Here is a 23,676-nt window from a genome sequence, read left to right as displayed (position 1 = left end):
TCGGTATAGAAATGCCTCACTTTTGTTCTACCAATTAATTATTAAATCCAAATTATGAAAAGAAAAGCTATACTCGTATTGCTAAGTTTTTTCTCCTTTTTTTATGTTTCTGCGCAGGATATTATCATCACTGGTAAAGTATCAGATGCCAAAACAAATGAAACACTTATTGGAGTAAGCATTAGTATTAAAAATTCTACATCGGGTACACAATCAGACGTTAATGGTAATTATACTATTACGGCTGCTCCAAATGCTACCTTAGTATTTACTTACATTGGCTATGTTACTCAAGAAATTCCTGTAAACGGAAAAACAGTTATCAATTCTGTTTTAGTAACTGCAAATCAAAGTTTAAATGAGGTAGTTGTAATAGGTTATGGAACACAAAAAAAGAGAGATTTAACAGGTGCAATTACTTCTATTAAAGGAGAAGAGATTGAAAAACTCCCAAACATTAATCCTATTTCTTCTTTACAAGGAAAGGTTGCCGGTTTAACAATTGTGAACAGCGGTGCGCCTGGTGCTTCGCCAACAGTAAGAATTAGAGGTGTAAACAGTACCAACGGTGCTGCACCGGTTTATGTGGTTGATGGAGTTATCCAAGATAATATTGACTACTTAAATTCTGCCGATATTGAAAGCATTGATGTTTTGAAAGATCCATCATCAATTGCAGTATTTGGTATTAGGGGTGGTAATGGTGTTATTGCGGTTACTACTAAAAGAGCTGCAAAAGGCCAAACCAGAGTAACTTACCAAGGTTCTGTAGGTATACAAAATGTCACTAATACAATTGATGTTACAGATGCGGCAGGTTTTAGAAAATTATATGATCAACAATTGGCAAATAACAACGCCGCTCCATTTGATTATTCTAGTTATAATGCAGATACCGATTGGCAAGATCTAATCTTAAGAACCGCAGTACAAACTAACAATAGTTTAAGCATTTCTAACACGGGCGAAAAAACCACTACATTAATAAATCTTGGTTATAATAAACAAGAAGGTGTAGTAAGATATGGGGATTTCCAAAGATTTGTAGGTCGTTTTAACCAAGAAATTAGAATTAACAAAAACTTAAAGCTTGGCGCTGATATTACCGCAAACCATTACATTACACAAGGTTCAGGTGTAAGTTTAAACAATGCTTTATGGTCTGCTCCAATTGTTCCTGTTCAGTTTGATGAAAATACTTATTACAGTATGCCATCATTCCAAAGGGCTCAAGTTGGTAACCCAATAGAAAGTATTAATAGAGCAAACGGAAACTCAATTAATAAAGGTTATAGAGCAGTAGGTAATGTATTTGCTGAAGTAAAATTTTTGAAACAGTTTAAATTACGCTCAGCTTTCTATACAGATTTAAGCTTTAATGGAAGTAGAGGTTACACTCCTTTGCCAAATAGATTTATTAATTTGGCAGAAGGCAATGCACCAACTGATACCACTATCAATGTAAATGGTCGAACAAGTGTTAGACAAAACCAAGACGAATTTAGAAAGTTTCAACAAGATCATACCGTAAGTTATGATTCTATTTTTAATAACAAACACCGCATTAATGCAGTTGTAGGTTTCACTTCTCTATATGAAGGAAGCACAAATTTAAGTGGAAGCAGAACAGATACTACTTTAAATATTCCAAGAGATCCACAGTTTTGGTATCTAGGAATTGCAGATCAAATTAACCCAGGCAATTTTAACGGAGGTGGCGGAGAAAACGCAATTTTAGGTTATCTAGCCAGAGTTAGTTATGGATATGGAGGTAAATACTTGTTAAATGCCTCTATTCGTAGAGATGGATCTTCCAGGATTAGTCCAGAAAACAGATATAGAACATTTGGTGCCCTGGGCTTAGGATGGGTTTTATCAGAAGAAAACTTTCTTAAAAATTCAGAGAAAATCGATTTCTTAAAAATTAGAGGATCTTGGGGAACCGTTGGTAATACCAATGGTTTAGGACAAAATTATTTTGAACCTAATTTAGTGCAAAGCGGTGTAGGTGTATTTGGAGATAATATATTTACTTCTGTTACACCAGCATTTTTACCAGATCCAAACTTAAAATGGGAAACTACTCGTGGGGTTGATGTTGGTTTAGATTTAAGAGCATTCAAAAATAAATTTAGTGCAGAAATAGATTTATATAACAGAAAAACAGTTGATCTAATCACTAGGATTACGCTTCCCGGATCATCAGGTAATATTACTTACTTCACAAACTTAGGGTCAATTTCTAATAAAGGTGTTGAAGTTGCACTGGGATATAACGATAAGATAGGTAAAGATTTCACCTTTGGTATATCTCCTAACTTTAGCTACAATAAAAACAATGTAGAATCTTTAGGTAACGATTTCAACTTTACATTAACTGGTAACGGTGGTGTAAACAGAACCATTACAGGCGAATCTATTGGTCATTTTTTTGGATACCGTCAAGTTGGTGTTTATCAATCGATAGCAGATTTACAAAACAAACCTGCTTTCTCTAATTCTCAAGTTGGAGATATCGCTTACGCTGATTTAAATGGAGATGGTGTAATTACGGCTGCAGGTGATAGAGAAATCTTAGGTTCGCCAATGCCAGATTTTAATTACGGTTTTAACATCAACACAGGTTATAAAAATTTCGATTTATTGCTACAAGGACAAGGTGTAGCTGGAAACTCTATCTACACACAACGTAGAACAAATAGTTTTGCGATATTAAATTATGAAAGCAATAGATTAAATGCTTGGACAGGTGCCGGTACTTCTAATGTAGAACCAATACTAGATAACTCTAGGGCAAACAATTTCGTTTTTAGTTCATACTATTTAGAGCCAGGCGATTATTTTAGATTAAGAACGGTACAATTAGGTTACAACGTTAATAAAGACCTTTTATCTAAAGTTTCTTTAAAAGGATTAAGAGTATACGTTAGTGGACAAAACATAAAAACTTGGTCTAAAGCAACTGGATATTCTCCAGAGGTGCCAATTGGAATCTTAGCAGGTGGTGCAGATAACGGTGTTTATCCACTTCCAGCAGTTTACACGTTCGGCATTAACGCAACTTTCTAAAATTATTAACATTTAATCCTTTAAGGAAATGAAAAAATATAAAAACAGATCATTTATTAAGATAGGAGTGATGGCAACTTTAGCCCTTATTATCATATCTTCTTGTAGCAAAGACTTTTTAGATCGTCCCGCACAAGGTCAATATTCTGAGGGAGATTATCCTTTTTCAGCAGGTTCAGGAGCTTTTGACCCCGCTATTTTTGAAGCTTACGATGCTTTACGTTTATACGGTGTACACTCAGCAGGTTTTCAGGCGGCTGTAAGTATTAGAAGTGATGATGCGGATAAAGGAAGTACTGATGCAGATGGACCAAGTACTCGTCAATTTGATGATTTAACTTTAACATCTACAAATGGCTTAACAAACGGAATGTGGTTAGATCATTATACCATGATCAATAGAGCTAATTTGGTACTGGATAGAATTAAGAAGGATCAAAGCCCATTAACACCACAGGCAGTAAAATTATCTGGTCAAGCAGAAGCTAAATTTATCAGAGCTTATGCCTATTTTATGATGGTAAGATATTTTGGGGGCGTTCCTTTGATTGACTCAATTTCTACAGATCAAGTATCTACTTCAAATAAACCCCGCAGCACACCCGCACAGGTTTACACATTAATTGAAAGTGATTTACAATTCGCGGCAGCTAATTTACCAGCAAGTTGGGAAAATAAATTTATTGGTAGGTTAACAAGTGGTGCTGCAAACGGACTATTAGCTAAAGTTTATATCACACAAAAAAAATGGGCTCAGGCAAAAGCAGCAGCTAATCAGGTCATTCAATCTGGCCAATATGATTTATCTACTCCATACAATACAATTTTTGGAGAAAGCGGCGAAAACTCCAAAGAATCTGTTTTTGAAGTGCAAGCGTCAGCAACACCTTCAGAAACAAGAAGATATGGCGTACAATCTTCTGCAAACCAAGGTGTAAGGGGTACAGGTATCTGGAATTTAGGAAATGGATTTAATGTGCCAAGCGCATTATTGAATGCTACTTATGAAGCAGGTGATCCACGTAAAGCGAGAACATTCTTGTTTGCTGGTGGTACTTCAATTTACAATGAACCAGTTCCAGCAAATTTGCCTAACCCAATTTATAACCATAAAGCACATACAAGCCCAAGCTATAGGGCAAGATATTTAGACAATTTTGGATATTGGATGAACGTAAGAATTTTACGTTATGCAGATGTGGTATTAATGTATGCAGAAGCTAGCAATGAAGTGGGAGGAACAGTAAATACACAAGAAGCTTTAGCTAAATTAGAATTGGTTAGGTTTAGAGCAAGAGGCGGCAACACAGCCATATTACCTATTGTAACAACTACTGATCAAGAAGAATTAAGACAAGCTATTAGAAGAGAAAGAAGAGTAGAATTAGGAATGGAATATGACCGCTTTTTTGATTTGGTAAGATGGGAAACAGTTGGTCCAGTTTTAAGGGCAGCAGGAAAACCATTTGTGAACGGTAGAGATGAACTTCTTCCAATCCCACAAGCGCAAATAGATTTAAGTAAAGGCGTATTGACTCAAAACCCAGGTTTTTAACTATTTAATAAATATTAATTATGAAAAATTGGTTTAAAATATTTGGTAAGCAAAGTTTAGTAGTACTAACTATGTTTACTATGGTGCTTTCAAGTGCTTGTAAAAAAGACGGAAACCCAAATAACATTTCGGATGCTGTAGCGAGTGATTATGAACGCCCAGCAAATGAAGGAGTGATTAAAATTTTAGCAATAGGAAACAGCTTTTCTGAAGATGCGATAGAAACTCATTTATATGATTTGGCAAAAGAAAAAGGAATTAAGGTAATTATTGGTAATATGTATATAGGTGGGGCATCATTAGCAACTCATCAGGCAAATGCTGAAAGAAATGTTCCTATTTATGAGTACCGAAAAATTAATGAGAATGGCGAAAAGAAAATATTTCTAAAAACTTCTTTGAACATTGCGCTTGAAGATGAGCAATGGGATTATATTAGTTTTCAGCAGGTAAGTGAAAATTCTGGTCAATTAGAAACAATTACCGCTCCATTGACTTCAGTTTTCAATTATGTTAAATCTAAAGTTAAAAATCCAAATGTAAAATATGTTTATCATCAAACTTGGGCATATCCGCAAAACTCAACTCAACCCGGCTTTGCTAATTACAACAGCAACCAGATAACAATGTACAATGCCATTGTTAATGTATCTAAAGAAGTTAAAAACATAGTGCCTCTTGATATTATAGTTCCATCTGGAACAGCAATCCAAAACGGAAGAACAAGTGTTTTAGAAGATAATTTCAATAGGGATGGATACCATTTGTCTATACCATTAGGTAGATATACGGCAGCCTGTACATGGTTTGAAACTATTTTTAAATCTCCCGTAGTAGGTATGAAATATAAGCCAGAGGGGCTTTCTCCTTTTGAAGTTTCTATTGCCCAAAATGCAGCCCATTTAGCTGTTTTAAAACCTTATGAAGTAACCGTAATGACAGCTTTTCAAGGTGGGAACGGAGGACCTTTAACATCTTCTGTTTTAATAGATTTTGGTAATTCTCCAAAATCAGAATCTTGGAATCAAATTAGTTCTTTTACTGCGGGCAGTAAAATATCTTTGAAAGACAGCGTGAATTCTTATGTTGGACTTTCTTTAACAATCATAAATCGTTTTAACGGAATAAACATAAATGGAGAAACCGTAACTAATACTCCATTGAATATGCCGGCTAATGTATCAAGTCGTAACTTTTTTGGAAGTTCAAAACTTCCATTTAGTGGAATACCTGCAGGTAATGCCGTTTTTACTATCACTGGATTAGATAATACCCTTACTTATAATTTCAGTTTTTATGGCTCAAGAACTGCAACAAACAATAGAGAAACTAAATATGCAGTTTCTGGTACTAATCAAGCAGACGCTAGTATAAATACAGGTTCAAATGCAACAAGGATTGCTACCGTAAGAAACATTAAGCCAGATACAGAAGGAAAGGTAACCATTACCGTTTCTGCAGGTGTTAATAATGTAACAAGTGAGGGTTTCTATTATCTTAACGCTGCAAAAATCACTTCAAATAATTAAATTTTAAAAGGCTTCTCATCTATAATGAGAAGCCTTTCTTTATACCATTTACATGTTTTGTAAAAAAGTATTTATTGGGTTTTTAAGTATTTGGTTAGTAACTGCTTGTTCTCAAAAAAACAAAACAACTTCTTCTAATCAATTATCTGATCATCAACTTTTAGATACTGTTCAACATCAAACCTTCCAATATTTTTGGGATGGCTCAGAAAAGAATTCTGGTGCTGCCAGAGAAAGAATCAATTTAGACCAACCTTTTTATGAAACTGATATTGTGGCAACAGGAGCAACTGGTTTTGGGCTTATGGGAATTGTGGTTGGAATTGAAAAAAAATTTGTTGCTAAAGAAGATGGGGTTGATCGCCTTTTAAAAATATTGAACTTTCTTAAAACAGCAGAGCGTTTTCATGGTGCTTGGCCTCATTGGATTTATGGCGAGACAGGAAAAGTAAAACCTTTTTCAAAATTAGATGATGGAGGTGATTTAGTAGAAACTGCTTTTGTAGCACAAGGATTAGTTTGTATTAAACAATATTTTAAAAACGGGAATTTAAAAGAGAAAAGGCTGGCTAATTTGGCTGATGAACTTTGGAAAGGCATCGATTTTAAATGGTACACTAAAAATGAAAATGTGTTATATTGGCACTGGAGCCCTAAAAACGAATGGAAAATGAACCTTCCTGTGCATGGGTTTAACGAATGTTTAATCATGTATGTGATGGCCGCCGCTTCTCCAAATTATGGGATTAATAAGGCTGTTTATGATGAAGGTTGGGCAATGAGAGGTAAAATAAAATCTCCAAGAAATTATAACAATATTCCTTTACAGTTTTTTCATCAGGGCAATGCGCCTCATGGCGGTCCGTTATTTTGGTCTCACTATTCTTTTTTAGGTTTAAATCCAAACGGATTAAAAGATGAATATGGAGATTACGGTTTAGAGACTAAAAACATGGTCCTAATTAATTATCAATGGTGTGTAGATAATCCATTAAAATATAAAGGATACGGCAAAAACTCATGGGGTTTAACGTCTAGTTATTCTGTTAAAGGTTATGCCGGTCATGCGCCAGAAATTACAAAAGATTTGGGTGTAATTGCGCCGACCGCAGCAATTTCATCAATTGCCTATACGCCTATTGAATCGCTGAGTGCTATCCGGTATTGGTACACCCAAAAGAAAGATAAAATTTGGGGTAAGTATGGTTTTTACGATGCTTTTAGTGATCAAGCAGAATGGTATAAACCAAGATATTTAGGGATAGACCAAGGACCAGAATTAGTGATGATAGAAAATTACAGAACAGGTTTACTCTGGAAACTTTTTATGAGTGATGAGGACGTACAAAAAGGATTGAAAAAGTTGAATTTTACAAGTCCAAATTTGAAATAATTGCATTGCTATACTGCTTAGGCGTTAACGATAGGAACGGCATCCTTTTTTTGTTCTAATCTTTTTTGCAGGTTACAAAAAAAGATATAGTGAATAGCGTGTATAAACGCTCTAATATTAATTATTTAAACACACCGATAAATAAAATGAAGCAACTCCTTTTTTTACTTTTGATTATTGGTAAAATAGCATCAGCCCAACAAGCTCAAATGCAAACTTATTGCAATCCTATAAATTTAGATTATACTTACATGGTCTATAATTCTGATAGGGATATTTCTTACCGAAGTGGTGCAGACCCTGCGGTAGTTAGTTTTAGGGGAGAATATTATATGTTTGTAACCCGTTCTTTGGGTTATTGGCATTCTACAGATTTATCTAACTGGGATTTTATCACTCCAGAAAAATGGTATTTTCAAGGTTCAAATGCCCCCGCTGCACATAATTATAAAGATTCTGTTTTATATGTTACTGGTGATCCATCTGGATCTATGAGCATTCTATATACTGATAATCCAAAAAAAGGAGATTGGAAAGCCACAAAATCTATTTTAAACGGTTTACAAGACCCGGATTTTTTTATTGATGATGATGACAAAGCGTATATGTTTTGGGGTTCTTCAAATTTATATCCTATAAAAGGGATGGAGTTAGATAAAAACCATCGTTTTACACAAAAAGGAAATGTAATAGAGCTTTTTAACTTAGATGAGTCAAAACACGGTTGGGAACGTTTTGGAGACAACCATGTTTCAACAATGGAAGGTTATATGGAAGGCGCATGGCTAACCAAACATAACGGTAAATATTATATGCAATATGCCGCTCCAGGAACAGAATTTAATGTTTATGGTGATGGAGTTTACATGGCTGATAAACCTTTAGGACCTTATACTTATGCACCAAACAATCCGGTTTTCTACAAGCCAGGTGGTTATATTAATGGAGCCGGACATGGTAGTACTGTTGTTGGGCCAGGCGGGCAATATTGGCATTTTGCTTCAATGACATTATCTGTAAATGTAAATTGGGAGCGTAGATTATGTGTTTTTCCAACTTGGTTTGATCAAGACGGTTTAATGTATAGCAATACATCTTTTGGAGATTACCCGCATTACGCTCCCTCACTACCCGGAAAACAAGGCGCTTTTAGAGGTTGGATGTTGTTATCTTACAAAAAACCATTAAGCTCATCAACAACAGTTGACACTTTTAAAGCTAGCCATGTAACAGATGAAAACATAAAATCTTTTTGGGTATCTCAAAATAATGACGCTAAAGAGTGGTTAAAAATTGATTTGGAAGAAGCTGCTGATGTTTATGCCATCCAAATTAATTACCACGATTATCAATCAAATTTATATGGTAGACCAGACAGCATGTATCACAGATATACGGTTGAGGGTTCTTTAGATGGTAAAAATTGGTTCAATTTAATTGATAAAAAAAATAGCTTTAAAGATGTGCCTAATGATTATGTAGAATTAGAAAACCCTAAAAAAGTGAGATATGTGAGGTACAACAATATTAAAGTGCCTACCACAAATTTAGCTATTTCTGGTTTCAGAGTTTTTGGAATAGGAGAAGGAAAATTACCTGCTTCAGTTAAAAATTTTAAAGTAAAAAGACAAGCAGATAAAAGAGATGCAATGCTTACTTGGGATAAAGTAAAAGATGCACAAGGTTATAATATTAAATGGGGTATAGCTGCGGATAAGCTTTATAATTCTTGGTTAGTTTATGATGTTAATGAAATGGATTTGAGAAGTTTAAATACTGACCAAACTTATTATTTCAGTATCGAATCTTTTAACCAAAATGGAGTTTCTAAAGCTCTTAATCCTTTAAAAACAGATTAATATGAAAAAAATAAATCTCTTAATTGTAATGATGTTTGTTGCTTTTTTATCTCAAGCACAAGTTAAACATCGTTTTGATAATGCCATGCTTGAGTTTAAAAAAATAGACCAGCAAAAACACACACCAAAAGGAGGAATTCTTTTTATTGGCAGTTCATCTTTTACATTTTGGAAAGCTTTAGAAAATACTTTTGCCAGCTACCAACCAATTAACAGAGGTTTTGGAGGTTCAACCTTGGCAGAAGTTATACATTATGCCGATGATATTTTATACCCTTACCAGCCTAGGCAAGTAGTAATTTATTGTGGCGAAAATGACATTGCAGAAGGCAATTCCCCGGAAATTACAGTTGAAAGGTTTAAAATACTGTTCAATTTAACTCGCAAGCATTTACCAAATGCGCTCATCAGCTTCGTTTCTATGAAACCAAGTGTGGCTAGGGAAAACCTAATGCCTCAATTTTCTTACGCCAACCAGCTGATAGAAAGATTTATGGCAGCACAACCAAATACCAGTTACATTAACGTATATGATGCCATGTTGCAAGAAAATAAAATGCCATTAACAGATATTTTTATCGCTGATAATTTACATATGAACGCTAAAGGTTACGATATCTGGACTAAAATAATTACTCCATATCTGCTTAAGAATAATTAATATTATGAAAGTACTACAATATATTTTTACAATTGGTGCATTAACGGCTTTATCCGCATGTGCCCAACAAAAGCCTGCCGTACAAACGGTTACAAAAACATCGAACTCAAAAATGGATGTTTTCATTTCAGATTTGATATCAAAAATGACTGTAGAAGAAAAAATTGGTCAGCTTAATTTATTAACAGGAGGCGAAGCCATCACCGGTTCAACCGGAAATTCAGATATCGAGAAAAAAGTTAAATCTGGGCAAGTAGGTGGTTTTTTCAGCTTAAGCACTCCCCAAAAAGTACGCACTGCACAAGAGCTGGCGGTAAATAATACAAGATTAAAAATCCCATTAATTTTTGGGATGGATGTCATCCACGGATACAAAACAGCATTTCCAATTCCATTGGGAATGTCGGCCACTTGGGATATGGATTTAATTAAACGTACTGCACAAATAGCAGCTGAAGAAGCTACTGCGGATGGCATCAACTGGACATTCTCGCCAATGGTGGACGTTTCGAGAGACCCACGTTGGGGACGTTTTTCTGAAGGTAGCGGAGAAGATACTTTTTTAGGTTCTGAAATTGCAAAAGCAATGGTGCAAGGTTACCAAGGAGACGATTTAACAAAAATCAATACTTTAATGGCTTGTGTAAAACATTTTGCTTTATATGGCGCTGCCGAAGCAGGTAGAGATTATAACTCAACCGATATGAGTTTGGTTAAAATGTATAACGAATATTTGCCACCATATAAAGCGGCTATTAATGCTGGTGCGGGTACAGTTATGGTTTCTTTTAATGATATAAATGGAACTCCCGCCACAGCTAACAAATGGCTTTTAACAGATGTGTTAAGGAATCAATGGGGTTTTAAAGGGATGGTTGTTACTGATTATACAGGCATCAACGAAATGACAGCACATGGTTTAGGAGATTTGCAACAAGTATCTGCTTTAGCTTTAAATGCTGGTGTTGATATGGATATGGTTGGCGAAGGATTTTTAACTACTTTAAAAAAATCTTTAGATGAAGGAAAGGTTAAAATAGAAGATATTAACAGAGCTTGCAGATATATTTTAGAGGCAAAATATAAATTAGGTTTGTTTGAAAATCCTTACAAATACTGTAATGATGAAAGAGCAAAGGCTAAAATATTTACTGCAGAAAACTTAAAAATAGCTCGTGAAGCAGCTACTAAAAGTTTTGTGTTGCTTAAAAATCAGGACAATTTATTACCGCTTAAAAAAACCGGTACCATCGCTCTAATTGGTCCATTGGCAGATTCTAAAGTAAATATGCCTGGAACTTGGGCAGTATCAACAGATTTAAGCAAAGCTATTTCAGTAAAGAAAGGTCTAGAAGATGCAGTGGGTTCTCAAGCTAAAATTATTTATGCCGTAGGTTCTAATTTGTTAGAAGATGCAGCATATCAAACCAGAGCTACCATGTTTGGGCGTGATATTAAAAGAGATACCCGCCCCGAAACTGTAATTATTAAAGAAGCGGTTGATGTTGCTAAAAAAGCAGATGTTGTTATTGCTGCTTTAGGTGAAAGTTCTGAAATGAGTGGCGAAAGCTCTAGCATTACAGATATTAAAATTCCTGCTATCCAACAAAGGTTATTGAAAGCTTTATTGGCAACAGGCAAACCAGTAGTACTGGTGATTTTTGATGGTCGTCCGCTTGATTTATCTTGGGAGAATGAAAATGTACCAGCTATTTTAAATGTTTGGTTTGGCGGTACAGAAACAGGCAATGCAATTGCCGATGTATTATTTGGAGATGTGAATCCATCGGGTAAATTGAGCGCAACTTTCCCTCAAAATATTGGTCAAATACCAATTTATTACAGCCACAAAAATACTGGCCGTCCGTTAGAGGAAGGCAAATGGTTTACTAAATTTAAATCTAATTATTTAGATGTTACTAACGAACCTTTGTATCCTTTTGGCTATGGTTTAAGTTATACCACGTTTGATATTTCGGCACCTGTTTTAGATAAAACTACCATTACATCAGGCGGAAGCTTAACAATTACAACGACAGTTAAAAATACGGGTTCTAAAGATGGCGAAGAAGTGGTACAGCTTTATATCAGAGATTTAGTGGGGTCAATCACTCGTCCCGTTAAAGAATTAAAAGGTTTCCAAAAAATAAACTTAAAAGCAGGCGAGTCTAAAAAAGTAACATTTACTTTAACAGAAAACGATCTTAAGTTTTATAATGCCAATTTAGAATTTGCAGCAGAACCTGGAGATTTTAAAGTTTTTGTTGGCAACAGTTCGGCAAATGTTAAAGAAGCGGATTTTAAATTAGAGAAATGAGAAAATTAGGAATTATACTGCTATTGTTTGTTTGTGCAATAAGTGTTAAAGCACAATCGAAAAGTGATTTTGTAAAGTCAACATATGTGATGGATGGCGATACGCTTCCCTTAAGGATTTTATATCCAGAAAATTTTGATGCCACTAAAAAATACCCTGTCATGCTGTTTTTACACGGCCGTGGAGAAAGTGGAAACGACAATGAAAAGCAATTAACACATGGGTCTAAAATGTTTTTAGATCCGGAGTTTAGAAAAAACTACCCAACAGTTGTTGTGTTTCCACAATGTAGTGATGATAGCTATTGGGCGAATGTGGAAATTGAAACCGTTAATACCAAGCGCTTTTTTACTTTTCAAAAAGGCGGTAAACCCACTAAATCAATGAAACTTCTTTTAGCTTTTACCAAAGATTTCTTTAAAAAGGATTTTGTAAATAATAGCAGAATTTACCTAGGTGGTTTATCTATGGGAGGCATGGGAACTTACGAATTATTAAGACGTGAACGCCATACTTTTACTGCTGCATTTGCCATTTGTGGAGGCGATAATGTTGCGAATTGTAAAAAATATAAAAACATTCCTTTGTGGATTTTTCATGGTGGTTTGGATGATGTGGTAACTCCGCAGTTTTCTTATGGAATTTACAGGGAATTACGAGAATTAGGAAACACGCCAAAATTCAATTTATATTTAAAAGCTAATCATAATAGCTGGGACAGTGCCTTTGCAGAACCAACTTTATTGCCTTGGTTATTCTCCCATAAAAAAGATTGAAAATTAGAGACTTGGTTGTATAATTTGCCTGGAGCTTTTTCGATAATTAGCTTAGGCTAAATCATATTTTTAGAACATCAACTCAACAGTTTTTACTATATTTTTATTTTCAAAGAGCTTAAAAATTATCAATTAGAATAATTTTCATTTTGGCATTGTATTGGCTTATTTAATCCTGAACAATTAAAATTTAATGATCATGGAAAAATCAACAAAATCAAAAATAGCTTTAGGTTTAATATTAGGAGTTGCTGCAGGAGCTGCGGTTTACTATTTTATGACCAATGAAAATGGCAAACAACAATTTAGCGATATTTTAGATGCAGTTAAAGACTTCAGCGATAAAGCTAAAGAAACTGCTTTAGACCAATCTGCCAAATTGGTAAATCAAGCAACAGAAGCTTCTTCAAAAATCATGAGTAGAGCTTCAGAAATTTCTTCTCAATTAGCAGATACAGCAAGAAAACAAGCTGAGCGTGTAAGCTAAGCTATTTTTTGCCTATTAAATCTAGTACAATTACAGAACTGTGTGTAAAACCTAGCGTATTGCCGGGTTTTACAACCAGTAGTTTTTTAAGGTAAACATCTAAAATGCCTTGTAATACTTTTTTTCTATTCTCCCGGTAATCGTCCATTGCCGTAAAACGATAAACAAAAATATTCCCTTTTTCATCTACAATAGCAGAGATGGTATGAACAAAATCTTTATACGCAGGCTGTATTTTGACTTCATATTCTGGATATAAATAATCATAAGAAGCGGTTCTGTTTTCTAGTTTATTAATAACCGAAATTTTTTCTACGCTAATAATTTTGTTGGTTGATTTAAATTGAACCGGATTTGTAGCGGCAAAAAATTTAGTGCTATCAAAAATATTTGAGTTGATTAATCTCACTCTTTCTTGTACATAAGCGGTATCAATTTTTCTTGGTTTTCTTAAATCTTCAACTGTGGTTTTTAGTTTTTTGATATAATCTTCAGAGTAAAATGTCATGAAAACTTCTGATCTCACATCTTTAGCTATTTGTTTTGCATTTACTTCTAATCGCTGTAAAAGTAGACTGTCTTTACTGATAGTTTTAATCCTAAACCATTCTCTGGCAAAATTATAAACGCCTTCATGACTAAAAATCAAATCGAAATTGAGCATTTTATTCATTGTTGGGCTGTAAGCCTGTACTGTAGTATCAGACAGAAATTTGATTGCCCATTCTGGTTTTTGTTGAAAACCAATCTCATTAAATGCGATGCCGCTTGCAAAAGTTCTTCTTACTTCGTAGTATTTTATATTCTTGATTTGTTCAAATCGGAATTTTCTTTCTTCAGGGTTTTCTTTAGGATGTTTTTGATTGCAGGCTGCTAGAGCAAGCATTGTAACAAAAAACAAAAAATATTTAATATTGAACATGTGATTTAAAAGTTTAAGCCATCATTTCTAATAACTCATCTACATATTTGCGTTCATTTGCTAAACGAGGAACTTTGTGTTGCCCACCGAGTTTGCCTTTTGCTTTTAACCAATCGTAAAATAAATGGTTTGGGGCAACGTGAACTTTTGGACGTTTTAATGCCATATCCTTAAAACGCTTGGCATCATAATCAGAATTTACCTCACGTAGAGTATTGTCTAAAATATCTACAAAACGCTCAAATTCTTTTGGTTTTTTTTCAAATTCGATGATCCATTCATGAGCACCTGGTTCGTCTTTATCAAAATAGATTGGGCAAGCAGTGTAATCTTTTATTTGTGCTCCAGTATCGGCGCAAGCCTTATTTAAAGCTTTTTCTGCATTATCAATAATTACTTCTTCGCCAAAAGCATTAATAAAATGTTTGGTACGGCCGGTAATTCTTAAACGGTATGGAGATTTTGAAGTGAATTTTACAGTATCGCCAATCATATAACGCCATAGTCCAGAGTTGGTAGAAATTACAATGGCATAATTCTTTTCCAATTCTACTTCGCCTAAAGAAATAGTATCAGGAAATTCTTTATCAATTTCTTCCATTGGAATAAATTCGTAGTAGACTCCATAATCCAACATGAGTAATAAATCGGACGAATCACTTTGGTCTTGAATTCCAAAAAAACCTTCAGAAGCATTATAAGTTTCCAAATAATACATATCATCTTTTGGCGCTAAACGATTAAACTGTTCGCGATAAGGCTCAAAATTTACCGCTCCATGAACGTAAAGCTCTAAATTTGGCCAAACCTCTAATAGGTTTTTCTTTCCAGTGATTTCTAAAATGCGCTTTGCTAAAACAATTGTCCATGTAGGAACGCCAGCAATATTTGTTACGTTTTCTAAAATAGTGGCGTGTGCCATCTTCTCTATTTTTTCTTCGTAATTATCCATCAAAGCAATAGACATATCCGGAGTACGTAACATTTCTGCCCAAAACGGAAGATTTTTGATGATAACTGCCGATAAATCGCCATAAAAAGAATCAGGACTGAGTTGGTTAATTTGATGACTACCGCCTAAAACCAAACTTTTTCCGGTAAACATTTTAGCATCAGGACGATTATTGCAATAAATAGCCAGCATATCCTTACCACCTCTAAAGTGACAATCTTCTAAAGATTCTTCACTTACGGGAATAAATTTACTGCGATCGCTAGTGGTACCAGAAGATTTTGCAAACCATTTAATTTCTGAAGGCCACAACAAATTTTGCTCGCCATTTAGCATACGTTCTATGTATGGCTTCAGTGTATCGTAATTTTGTACGGGAATTCTTTCTTTAAATTGAGTGATACTTTCTATTGAACGATAATCGTATTTTTTGCCCCATTCTGTACCAATAGCATCATTTATTAAACTGCCGAACCACTCTTCCTGTACTTCATCAGGATATTTCATAAAAAGCTCTATTTGGTGCATTCGCTTTTTCATGTACCAATTTAAGAAGGAGTTTACGATGGTCATTTTAGGTTATTGGGTGGTTAGGTGTCAGGTTGTTAGACTTTAGTTAGTTAGGTTGTTAGGAATTGCACTTTTTTAAATAAAATTTATAAGATATGATCATTATTTGTTTGGATTTATATAAAGAATGTACTTGTTATTACAGCATCAATAAGCCTAACCAACTAACCATCTAAAGCCTAACTAACTAATTTAAAATCTCTTTATCTTCAATTCAAAATGTTGGCCTAAATAAAACTTCCTTGCCATTTCATCGTTTGCAATTTCTTGTGGAGTGCCAGTTAGCATAATGTTTCCTTCTGCTAAAAGATAAGCTCTATCAGTAATAGAAAGCGTTTCATTAACATTATGATCTGTTATCAAAATACCAATATTTCTGTGTTTTAAACGGGCAACAATCATCTGGATTTCCTCTACGGCAATTGGATCTACGCCGGCAAAAGGCTCATCCAATAGAATAAAATTAGGTTCTGCGGCTAATGCTCTTGCAATTTCTGTCCGTCTTCTTTCTCCTCCGGAAAGTAAATCGCCACGGTTTTTTCTTACTTTATGTAGGCTAAACTCATCTATTAAAGTTTCTAATTTATCTCTTTGAGCTTCTTTAGTTAAAGTCGACATTTCTAAAACCGCTAAAATATTATCTTCAACACTCAACTTTCTAAAAACAGAAGCTTCTTGTGCTAAATACCCTATTCCCTTTTGTGCCCTTTTATACATCGGATCTTCGGTAATGTCCTCATCATCCAAAAAGACTTTTCCTTCATTAGGTCTAATTAAGCCAACAATCATATAAAAAGAAGTGGTTTTTCCTGCACCATTTGGCCCCAGCAAACCCACAATCTCTCCTTGATTTACATGGAAAGAAACGTTATTAACAACCACTCGTTGTTTGTATTTTTTTATCAGATTTTCTGCTCTTAAAATCATCTGTTAATAGGTTTTAATGCCTTTAATATTAAGCTGAATAGTTTTTTTGTCTTTATAAATATTCTGATCAATGGTATAACAAATATCAAAAGGCTTGCCCATATTTATTTCTTCTAAATATTCTCCCATTCCAAAAGCAATGGTATTAAATATTGGGCTATCCGGCTGTCTAACTGTCATTTTAAGATGATTGTTGCCAACTAAAGATCCATATCCATACGAAGATACATTTCTACTCATAAAAATTGGAGACATATTTTGAGGGCCAAAAGGAGCAAATTGTTGTAATATCCTAAAAAATTTTGCGTCAATATCGTTTAATAGAATTTCATCTTCAATCAACAATTCTTGAGTGAGTAAATCATCTGTAATAGTAGCACAAACAACCTCTTCAAAACGTTGGATAAAATGCGGAACATTTTCGGTTTTCATGGTTAAGCCAGCTGCATATTTATGCCCACCAAATTGCTCTAGTAGATCGCTGCATTCGCATAAAGCAGCATAAAGATCATATCCCAAAACCGATCTGGCAGAGCCGGAAACATATCCATTAGATTGAGTTAAAACAATAGTTGGGCGATAATATTTTTCCGTTAAACGGGATGCAACAATGCCAATTACGCCTTTGTGCCAACTCTCGTGATAAACAACTGTCGATTTTCTAAACTCCATTTCCGGAGAATTTAAAATCATATTTAAAGCTTGCTCGGTTATGTTTGCGTCAAAATCTCTACGTTCGTCATTTTTTAGGTTGATGATAAATCCCGCATCTTCCGCACCTTCAACAGAATCGGCAATCAATAATTTTACCGCATTTTTTGCATCATCAATTCTTCCGGCGGCATTAATACGCGGTCCTAAGGAGAAAACAATATCTGTAATCGTAAAATCATCTTTTTTGCCCGATAATTCTTTTAAGGCTACTAAACCTTTACAGGGATTTGTGTTGAGTTTTTCTAAACCATAATATGCCAAAATCCGATTTTCTCCCGTAATTGGAACAATATCTGAAGCTATACTTACCACTACTAGATCCAAATATTTTTCTACCACACTAAAATCAATGTTGTTTTTATCGGCGTAAGCCTGAATTAATTTAAAACCCAAACCACAGCCAGAAAGCTCTTTATATGGATAATCGCAATCTTTTCTTTTTGGATCTAAAACGGCAACCGCATCTGGTATTTCATCTCCAGGTAAATGATGGTCACAAATGATAAAATCTATCCCTTTTTCATTTGCGTAAGCTATTTTATCTATTGATTTTATTCCGCAATCTAATGCAATAATTAAAGTTTGATTATTTTCAAAAGCATAATCAATGCCCTGCGTAGATATTCCATAACCTTCTTTATAACGATCAGGAATGTAATAATCTATATTAGAATGAATCTCTTTAAAAAAGCAATAAGTGAGTGCAACCGAAGTCGTTCCATCAACATCATAATCGCCATAAATTAAAATGTTTTCTTGATTTTTGATAGCCTTTTCAATTCTATCAATAGCTTCGGGCATATCCTTCATCAAAAAAGGATCATGTAAAAGCAGTAAATTTGGTCTAAAAAAGTCTTTTGCATCTTCAAAAGATCTTATTTCTCTTCTTAACATCATGCCAGCTAAAATTGAGCTAACACTTAATTCTTTTGACAGTTTTTCTACCTTCTTTGCATCGGCTTTTTCCTGCCTCACCCACCTTTTTTGCATATCTTTGCTCTGAATCACCCGTAAATATACATTTTAATAGGTTTGTAATTATCCCTTGAGTATAGAAATTTTAAGGGTTTTCATACATCATAATTCTATTGTTTTGAAAGTTACCGCTTTACACGAAGGCTCCTATTCTGTAGATGTCTCTAAAAAATTTATCCCTTTTAATCCACTTGTTGACAAGGTAAGTGACAGACCGGCATCGTTATTTATTTTTATCCAACCTTTTTTGGTTAAAACAAAAGAGGATTTAATTTTATTGGATACTGGTTTAGGTTATAATAGCGAAGGAAAATCCGTATTACATCAAAATATAAAAGATGCTGGCTACAATCCAGAAGATGTTACTAAAGTGCTCATGTCTCATTTACATTATGATCATAGCGGCGGGATGGTTTTAGATAATAATGGTAAGCTAGATGTAAGTTTTGTGAACGCAGAATATTATATACAAAGAGGAGAGTGGGAAACGGCTTACAGCAAAAACTCAACCTCCTACAAAACAGAAATTTTTGATGTTTTGCAAAGATCCGGACAAATACACTTTTTAGATGGAGATGGGAAAATTAATGATCAAATAAGCTATGAAATTACAGGTGGTCATACACAGTTTCATCAAGTGTTTTTGATTGAAGAAGATGGAGAAAAAATATTTTTTGGAGCTGATATTGTTCCAGAACCAGAACAACTGCAAAGGAAATTTATTGCTAAATATGATCTTGACGGGAAAAAAGCAATGGAATTAAGGATAAAATATGGAGAATTAGCATCTGATAACAAATGGATTTGCTTATTCTACCATGCAAAAGCAAAATCAATAGCAAAGGTTATGAGAAAAGATGATGCAATTTATATTGAAGAGTTTACTGGGTAATTTTTAAACCATCAAATAAATTTTGTATTTTTTCTATAGTTAAAGGTTTTGAAATGAACTTATTTACTGAAGGATATATTTTAGCTTTTTCTATATCCTCATTATAAACAGAAGAAGAAAGCATATTTATGGTTACTTCTTTTTTAATTTTAGATGTTAAATCGCTATAAAGATCCAGAAATTCCCATCCATTCATCACAGGCATATTAATATCTAAAAAGATAATATCAGGAAAATCATCAGAATCAATTTTACTTTTAACGTAGTTAATTCCATCTAAACCATTTAAACAGGTATTTACAACTGTATTTTCTTGCACCTTTTTAATCAGTTTCCCCGCAATGAAATTGTTAATTTCATCATCATCAATTATAAGAATATGTATTCCCTGTGGCTTCATGTATGATATTTGTACGCACAAATTTTTAAATGGTTTCGTTCCGTTTAAAAAAAATGGATACTAAACAATTTCAAAATTAAGTATTATTAATACATCAAAACGATGTTTTTGCATAAATCTTACAATCCTAATAATTTTGTTACGATACTAAGTCATTCCTGTTTTTAATAAAAAACGATAACTTAGTCCCCTCAATATTTACAAATATTATGAAAACATCTTTCGATTTTGATAAGCCTATTGCAGATTTACAATCTCAGGTAGAAAAGGTACAGCAGGTTGCAGAGAAAACAAAAGTAGATATGTCTGCAACATTAAAAGAACTAGACGAAAAGATTGAAATAGCCAAAAACGATATATACGGTAATTTAAGTGGATGGCAGCAAGTACAAATTTCTAGACACCCAGAACGCCCTTATACTTTACAGTACATAGAAACCATTTGTGATGATTTTATAGAAATGCATGGAGATAGAACCGTAAAAGATGATAAAGCTATTGTAGGTGGCTTTGGTTCTATAAATGGGGAAACTGTAATGTTTATTGGTCATCAAAAAGGTTTAAATACCAAGTTAAGACAATATAGAAACTTCGGGATGGCAAACCCAGAGGGATATAGAAAAGCATTAAGATTAATGAAATTGGCGGAAAAGTTTAATAAGCCAGTAGTTACATTTATTGATACTCCGGGAGCTTATCCTGGTTTAGAAGCAGAAGAAAGAGGACAGGGTGAAGCTATTGCCAGAAACTTACTAGAAATGTCTGTTTTAAGAGTGCCAATTATTTGTATGGTTGTTGGTGAAGGGGCTAGCGGTGGTGCTTTAGGTATTGGAATTGGTGATCGCGTTTATATGTTGGAGCATACCTGGTATTCAGTGATTTCGCCAGAGTCTTGTTCATCCATTTTATGGAGAAGTTGGGATTTTAAAGAAAAAGCAGCAGAATGTCTAAAATTAACAGCAGACAATATGTATGCTAATGGATTGATTGACGGAATAATAAAAGAACCACTTGGCGGGGCACACCAAAATCCAGAAATGATGTGCAATACCATCAAAGAAAAAATAATTTCAGATTTAAAGGAATTGAAAGCGAAAAATATTGATCAATTAATTACTGAAAGAATTGATAAGTTTTGCGCAATGGGCGTTGTTGTAGAAGATTAAAAACCATTCAGTCATTTGCGATTTCAACCTTTTGAAATTTAGAAATTGATTAGAATCCCGTTTCATTATTGAGGGAATTAAAACAGGTTAAAATTTTAAAACGATATTAGGGTTGGGTATTTTATCCAACCATTTTTGTTTTTCAGATAATTTTCCAACTCCTGGATAATCACCAATATAATTTTCCATATCGCACATCAGTTGAAAATGTAAGTGTGGTGGCCAACTTCCATTTTCTTCTACATTTCCAAAATCACAAAACTGCTCCCCTTTTTTAATATTATCGCCTTTGGCAATGCCTTCTAAATTTTTTAGACTTAAATGTCCAAAAAGGCTATAAAAAACCACTTCTTCTAGCTTATGTTTCAGAATAATAGTTGCGCCATAATCGCCAAAAGTATTATTGAATGCAAAGCTGTGAATTTTTGCATCCATAAAAGAATAAATTGGAGTGTGAACGGCTCCCCAAATATCAACACCCAAATGTAATCGACGAGGTTCTATTTCTTTATCATTTCCAAAATGTTCGCTTCTTGCATAAACAGTTCGGTTTTCCATATAACCGCCGATACCGAATTTGGCATCTTTAAATTTTAGTAAATCATCTATGTAATTACAAAAAGAAGTGGTGTTCCCTATTATTTCAGAAGATAAAGAAGTGTTTTTTTGTGTAAAGTCCAGCGCTATAATTTTGTCTGATTTTTTATCAAAATCAACTACAGATATAAAATCATCGGCATGTTTTTTTAATAATGAATTAAGTTCTGAAGCACTAGCTTTCATTATCAAAAAGTTTATTTTGTCTCCTCGTCATCATGATGAATACGAGTAAAAATTTTATCCATTTTATCTACATATTCATTAGTATCATCTAAAAAGAAATCAATCTGAGGAATTCCTTTTACTTGATCTTTTATCCGCTTAGCTAAATTATATCTTATTTCAGATGTTTGTGCTTTAATGGTATTTATTGCTAGTTGTGTATTTGGAGCGTTAAAAAAGCTAAGATAGACCCTAACAATACCTAAATCTGGAGTTGCCCTAACTTGTGTAACCGTAATCATGGTATTGGGTAAAATAGTATTTCCTTCTCTCTGAAAATATTCACCTAAATCCTTTTGTATTACCCTTGCAAATTTTTGTTGTCTTTTAGATTCCATTTTTTCGAGTTTTAGGTAATAGGTTTAGATATTAAGTCAACTTATAACTTCATACCTAAAACCTATTACTCAATTAATATAAAAAATTATTAAACGGATAAATTTTTTGGTTTACTGCTTTTACTCTATCGTAAATCAAATCTCTAAATTCATCTAAATTTTCTTTTTCTGTTGCTGATATAAATATAGAAGGGCTATTGTTTTTTGCCATCCAGCTGTTTTTAAAATCCGCTAAAGTCATGGTTGGAGTATCCTCGTTTTCTATTTCCCAATCTTGTTCCACCTCAACTTCGTGGTAATTATCGATTTTATTAAAAACCATGATCATTTCTTTATCAATAGCGCCTAATTCTTTTAAGGTTTCATTTACAGTACGTATTTGATCTTCAAAATTTGGGTGAGAAATATCAACAACATGGATTAAAATATCTGCTTCTCTAACTTCATCTAAAGTAGATTTAAAACATTCTACCAAATGATGCGGAAGTTTTCTGATAAAACCAACGGTATCTGATAGTAAAAAAGGCGCATTTTCTAATACAACTTTTCTAACTGTGGTATCAAGAGTTGCAAATAATTTGTTTTCTGCAAAAACTTCTGATTTAGAAAGCATATTCATGATGGTAGATTTGCCAACATTAGTATATCCTACCAAAGCAACACGCACTAAATCTTTCCTGTTTTTACGCTGCGTTTCGTTTTGCCTATCAATTAAAGAAAGTCTTTCTTTTAGTAAAGATATTTTATCCTGGATAATCCTTCTATCACTTTCAATTTGAGATTCCCCAGGACCACGCATTCCAATCCCGCCTTTTTGTCGTTCTAAGTGAGTCCACATGCGGGTTAAGCGAGGTAACATATATTGTAACTGTGCTAATTCTACCTGTGTTTTGGCTTGCGCCGATTGTGCTCTCTTTGCAAAAATATCTAGGATAAGATTACTTCTATCAATTACCCTTACAGCTAATTCTTTTTCGATATTACGTAATTGAGTAGGTGATAACTCATCATCAAAAATTACAATATCAATCTCTTCTGCTTTTACGTAATCTTTAATTTCTTCTAACTTACCCGTACCAACAAAAGTTGCCCTTTCTGGTTTTTGCATCTTTTGGGTAAATATTTTTTCAGTAATACCGCCAGCGGTATCAACTAAAAAAGCCAACTCATCTAGATATTCTTTCTCTTGTTCTTCTGTTGTTCCAGTTGTAATTAATCCTACCAAAACAATGCGTTCAGGCTTTACTTCGGTGTCATAAATTTTATTTTTCGGCATTAAATTCTCCTTATGTTTTCAAAGATACAATAAGCTTACCATTTTGGTAAATAGTTATCATCGAGAAAAAAATATG

Annotated in this window: 19 protein-coding genes; 11 read left to right on the top strand and 8 right to left on the bottom strand. The window is 33.9% G+C overall.

All coding sequences use genetic code 11. From position 1 onward, the window contains the following. Positions 1-54: 54 nt before the first annotated feature. The 9 genes from A5893_RS11030 (at position 55) to A5893_RS10990 (ending at position 13,646) form a co-directional block, all read left to right on the top strand. Entirely contained in the window at positions 55-3,069 is a 3,015-nt protein-coding gene (locus tag A5893_RS11030) for a SusC/RagA family TonB-linked outer membrane protein (RefSeq protein ID WP_082911419.1), read from the top strand. A gap of 28 nt (positions 3,070-3,097) precedes the next feature. Then, entirely contained in the window at positions 3,098-4,624 is a 1,527-nt protein-coding gene (locus A5893_RS11025) for a RagB/SusD family nutrient uptake outer membrane protein (protein WP_068822627.1), read from the top strand. A 20-nt stretch (positions 4,625-4,644) separates the two neighbouring features. After that, positions 4,645-6,153, top strand: a complete 1,509-nt coding sequence (locus A5893_RS11020) for a DUF4886 domain-containing protein (protein WP_082911418.1) — start codon at positions 4,645-4,647, stop codon at positions 6,151-6,153. Between the two features lie 52 nt (positions 6,154-6,205). After that, positions 6,206-7,546: a glucoamylase family protein gene (locus A5893_RS11015; protein ID WP_068822626.1), complete on the top strand. Its 1,341-nt coding sequence runs from the start codon at positions 6,206-6,208 to the stop codon at positions 7,544-7,546. A 146-nt stretch (positions 7,547-7,692) separates the two neighbouring features. Then, positions 7,693-9,405 carry a family 43 glycosylhydrolase gene (locus tag A5893_RS11010; RefSeq protein ID WP_068822625.1) on the top strand — a complete coding sequence of 571 codons (1,713 nt, stop codon included), beginning with the start codon at positions 7,693-7,695 and terminating at the stop codon, positions 9,403-9,405. Between the two features lies 1 nt (position 9,406). Then, a complete protein-coding gene (locus tag A5893_RS11005) occupies positions 9,407-10,066 on the top strand; it encodes a GDSL-type esterase/lipase family protein (protein WP_068822624.1) in 660 nt (219 codons plus the stop codon). Positions 10,067-10,070: 4 nt separating this feature from the next. Further along, positions 10,071-12,383 carry a beta-glucosidase BglX gene (bglX, locus tag A5893_RS11000; RefSeq protein ID WP_082911417.1) on the top strand — a complete coding sequence of 771 codons (2,313 nt, stop codon included), beginning with the start codon at positions 10,071-10,073 and terminating at the stop codon, positions 12,381-12,383. Further along, on the top strand, positions 12,380-13,159 hold the full coding sequence (locus A5893_RS10995) for a carboxylesterase family protein (protein WP_068822623.1): 780 nt from the start codon (positions 12,380-12,382) through the stop codon (positions 13,157-13,159). Before bglX ends, A5893_RS10995 begins: the two co-directional genes overlap by 4 nt. Before the next feature lie 199 nt (positions 13,160-13,358). Next, on the top strand, positions 13,359-13,646 hold the full coding sequence (locus A5893_RS10990; protein WP_157687545.1) for a YtxH domain-containing protein: 288 nt from the start codon (positions 13,359-13,361) through the stop codon (positions 13,644-13,646). A gap of 1 nt (position 13,647) precedes the next feature. Here the strand turns inward: A5893_RS10990 and A5893_RS10985 are convergent, their stop codons facing one another. The 4 genes from A5893_RS10985 to recJ form a co-directional block, all read right to left on the bottom strand. Continuing rightward, positions 13,648-14,532 carry a hypothetical protein gene (locus tag A5893_RS10985; RefSeq protein ID WP_157687544.1) on the bottom strand — a complete coding sequence of 295 codons (885 nt, stop codon included), beginning with the start codon at positions 14,530-14,532 and terminating at the stop codon, positions 13,648-13,650. A 49-nt stretch (positions 14,533-14,581) separates the two neighbouring features. Beyond that, a complete protein-coding gene (locus A5893_RS10980; RefSeq protein WP_068822620.1) occupies positions 14,582-16,093 on the bottom strand; it encodes a GH3 auxin-responsive promoter family protein in 1,512 nt (503 codons plus the stop codon). 189 nt (positions 16,094-16,282) lie between these two features. Next, entirely contained in the window at positions 16,283-17,017 is a 735-nt protein-coding gene (gene lptB / locus A5893_RS10975) for an LPS export ABC transporter ATP-binding protein (RefSeq protein WP_068822619.1), read from the bottom strand. 3 nt (positions 17,018-17,020) lie between these two features. After that, the gene (recJ, locus tag A5893_RS10970; RefSeq protein ID WP_068822618.1) at positions 17,021-18,721 is read right to left on the bottom strand and encodes a single-stranded-DNA-specific exonuclease RecJ; all 1,701 of its coding nucleotides are present in this window, start codon (positions 18,719-18,721) and stop codon (positions 17,021-17,023) included. 103 nt (positions 18,722-18,824) lie between these two features. On the opposite strand from recJ, the gene A5893_RS10965 reads away from it, so the two are divergent. Beyond that, positions 18,825-19,598, top strand: a complete 774-nt coding sequence (locus tag A5893_RS10965; protein ID WP_082911429.1) for an MBL fold metallo-hydrolase — start codon at positions 18,825-18,827, stop codon at positions 19,596-19,598. Here the strand turns inward: A5893_RS10965 and A5893_RS10960 are convergent. Next, complete coding sequence (locus A5893_RS10960) at positions 19,588-19,998, bottom strand: response regulator (protein WP_068822617.1); 411 nt, start codon at positions 19,996-19,998, stop codon at positions 19,588-19,590. The genes A5893_RS10965 and A5893_RS10960 overlap by 11 nt on opposite strands. Before the next feature lie 209 nt (positions 19,999-20,207). On the opposite strand from A5893_RS10960, the gene A5893_RS10955 reads away from it, so the two are divergent. Beyond that, on the top strand, positions 20,208-21,164 hold the full coding sequence (locus A5893_RS10955) for an acetyl-CoA carboxylase carboxyltransferase subunit alpha (RefSeq protein ID WP_068822616.1): 957 nt from the start codon (positions 20,208-20,210) through the stop codon (positions 21,162-21,164). Between the two features lie 87 nt (positions 21,165-21,251). On the opposite strand, the gene A5893_RS10950 is transcribed toward A5893_RS10955, so the two are convergent. From A5893_RS10950 to hflX, 3 genes are all read right to left on the bottom strand, one after another. Next, positions 21,252-21,947, bottom strand: coding sequence for a peptidoglycan DD-metalloendopeptidase family protein (locus tag A5893_RS10950; RefSeq protein ID WP_068822615.1), 696 nt, complete (start codon positions 21,945-21,947; stop codon positions 21,252-21,254). A gap of 11 nt (positions 21,948-21,958) precedes the next feature. Continuing rightward, on the bottom strand, positions 21,959-22,324 hold the full coding sequence (locus A5893_RS10945; protein ID WP_068822614.1) for a ribosome-binding factor A: 366 nt from the start codon (positions 22,322-22,324) through the stop codon (positions 21,959-21,961). Positions 22,325-22,397: 73 nt separating this feature from the next. Continuing rightward, on the bottom strand, positions 22,398-23,600 hold the full coding sequence (hflX, locus tag A5893_RS10940; RefSeq protein ID WP_068822613.1) for a GTPase HflX: 1,203 nt from the start codon (positions 23,598-23,600) through the stop codon (positions 22,398-22,400). Positions 23,601-23,676: the final 76 nt, after the last annotated feature.

The organism is Pedobacter psychrophilus (assembly GCF_001652725.1).
Classification (GTDB): domain Bacteria; phylum Bacteroidota; class Bacteroidia; order Sphingobacteriales; family Sphingobacteriaceae; genus Pseudopedobacter; species Pseudopedobacter psychrophilus.
Note: the sequence above shows the minus strand (reverse complement) of the source record. Positions and strands in the feature narration are given on the sequence as shown.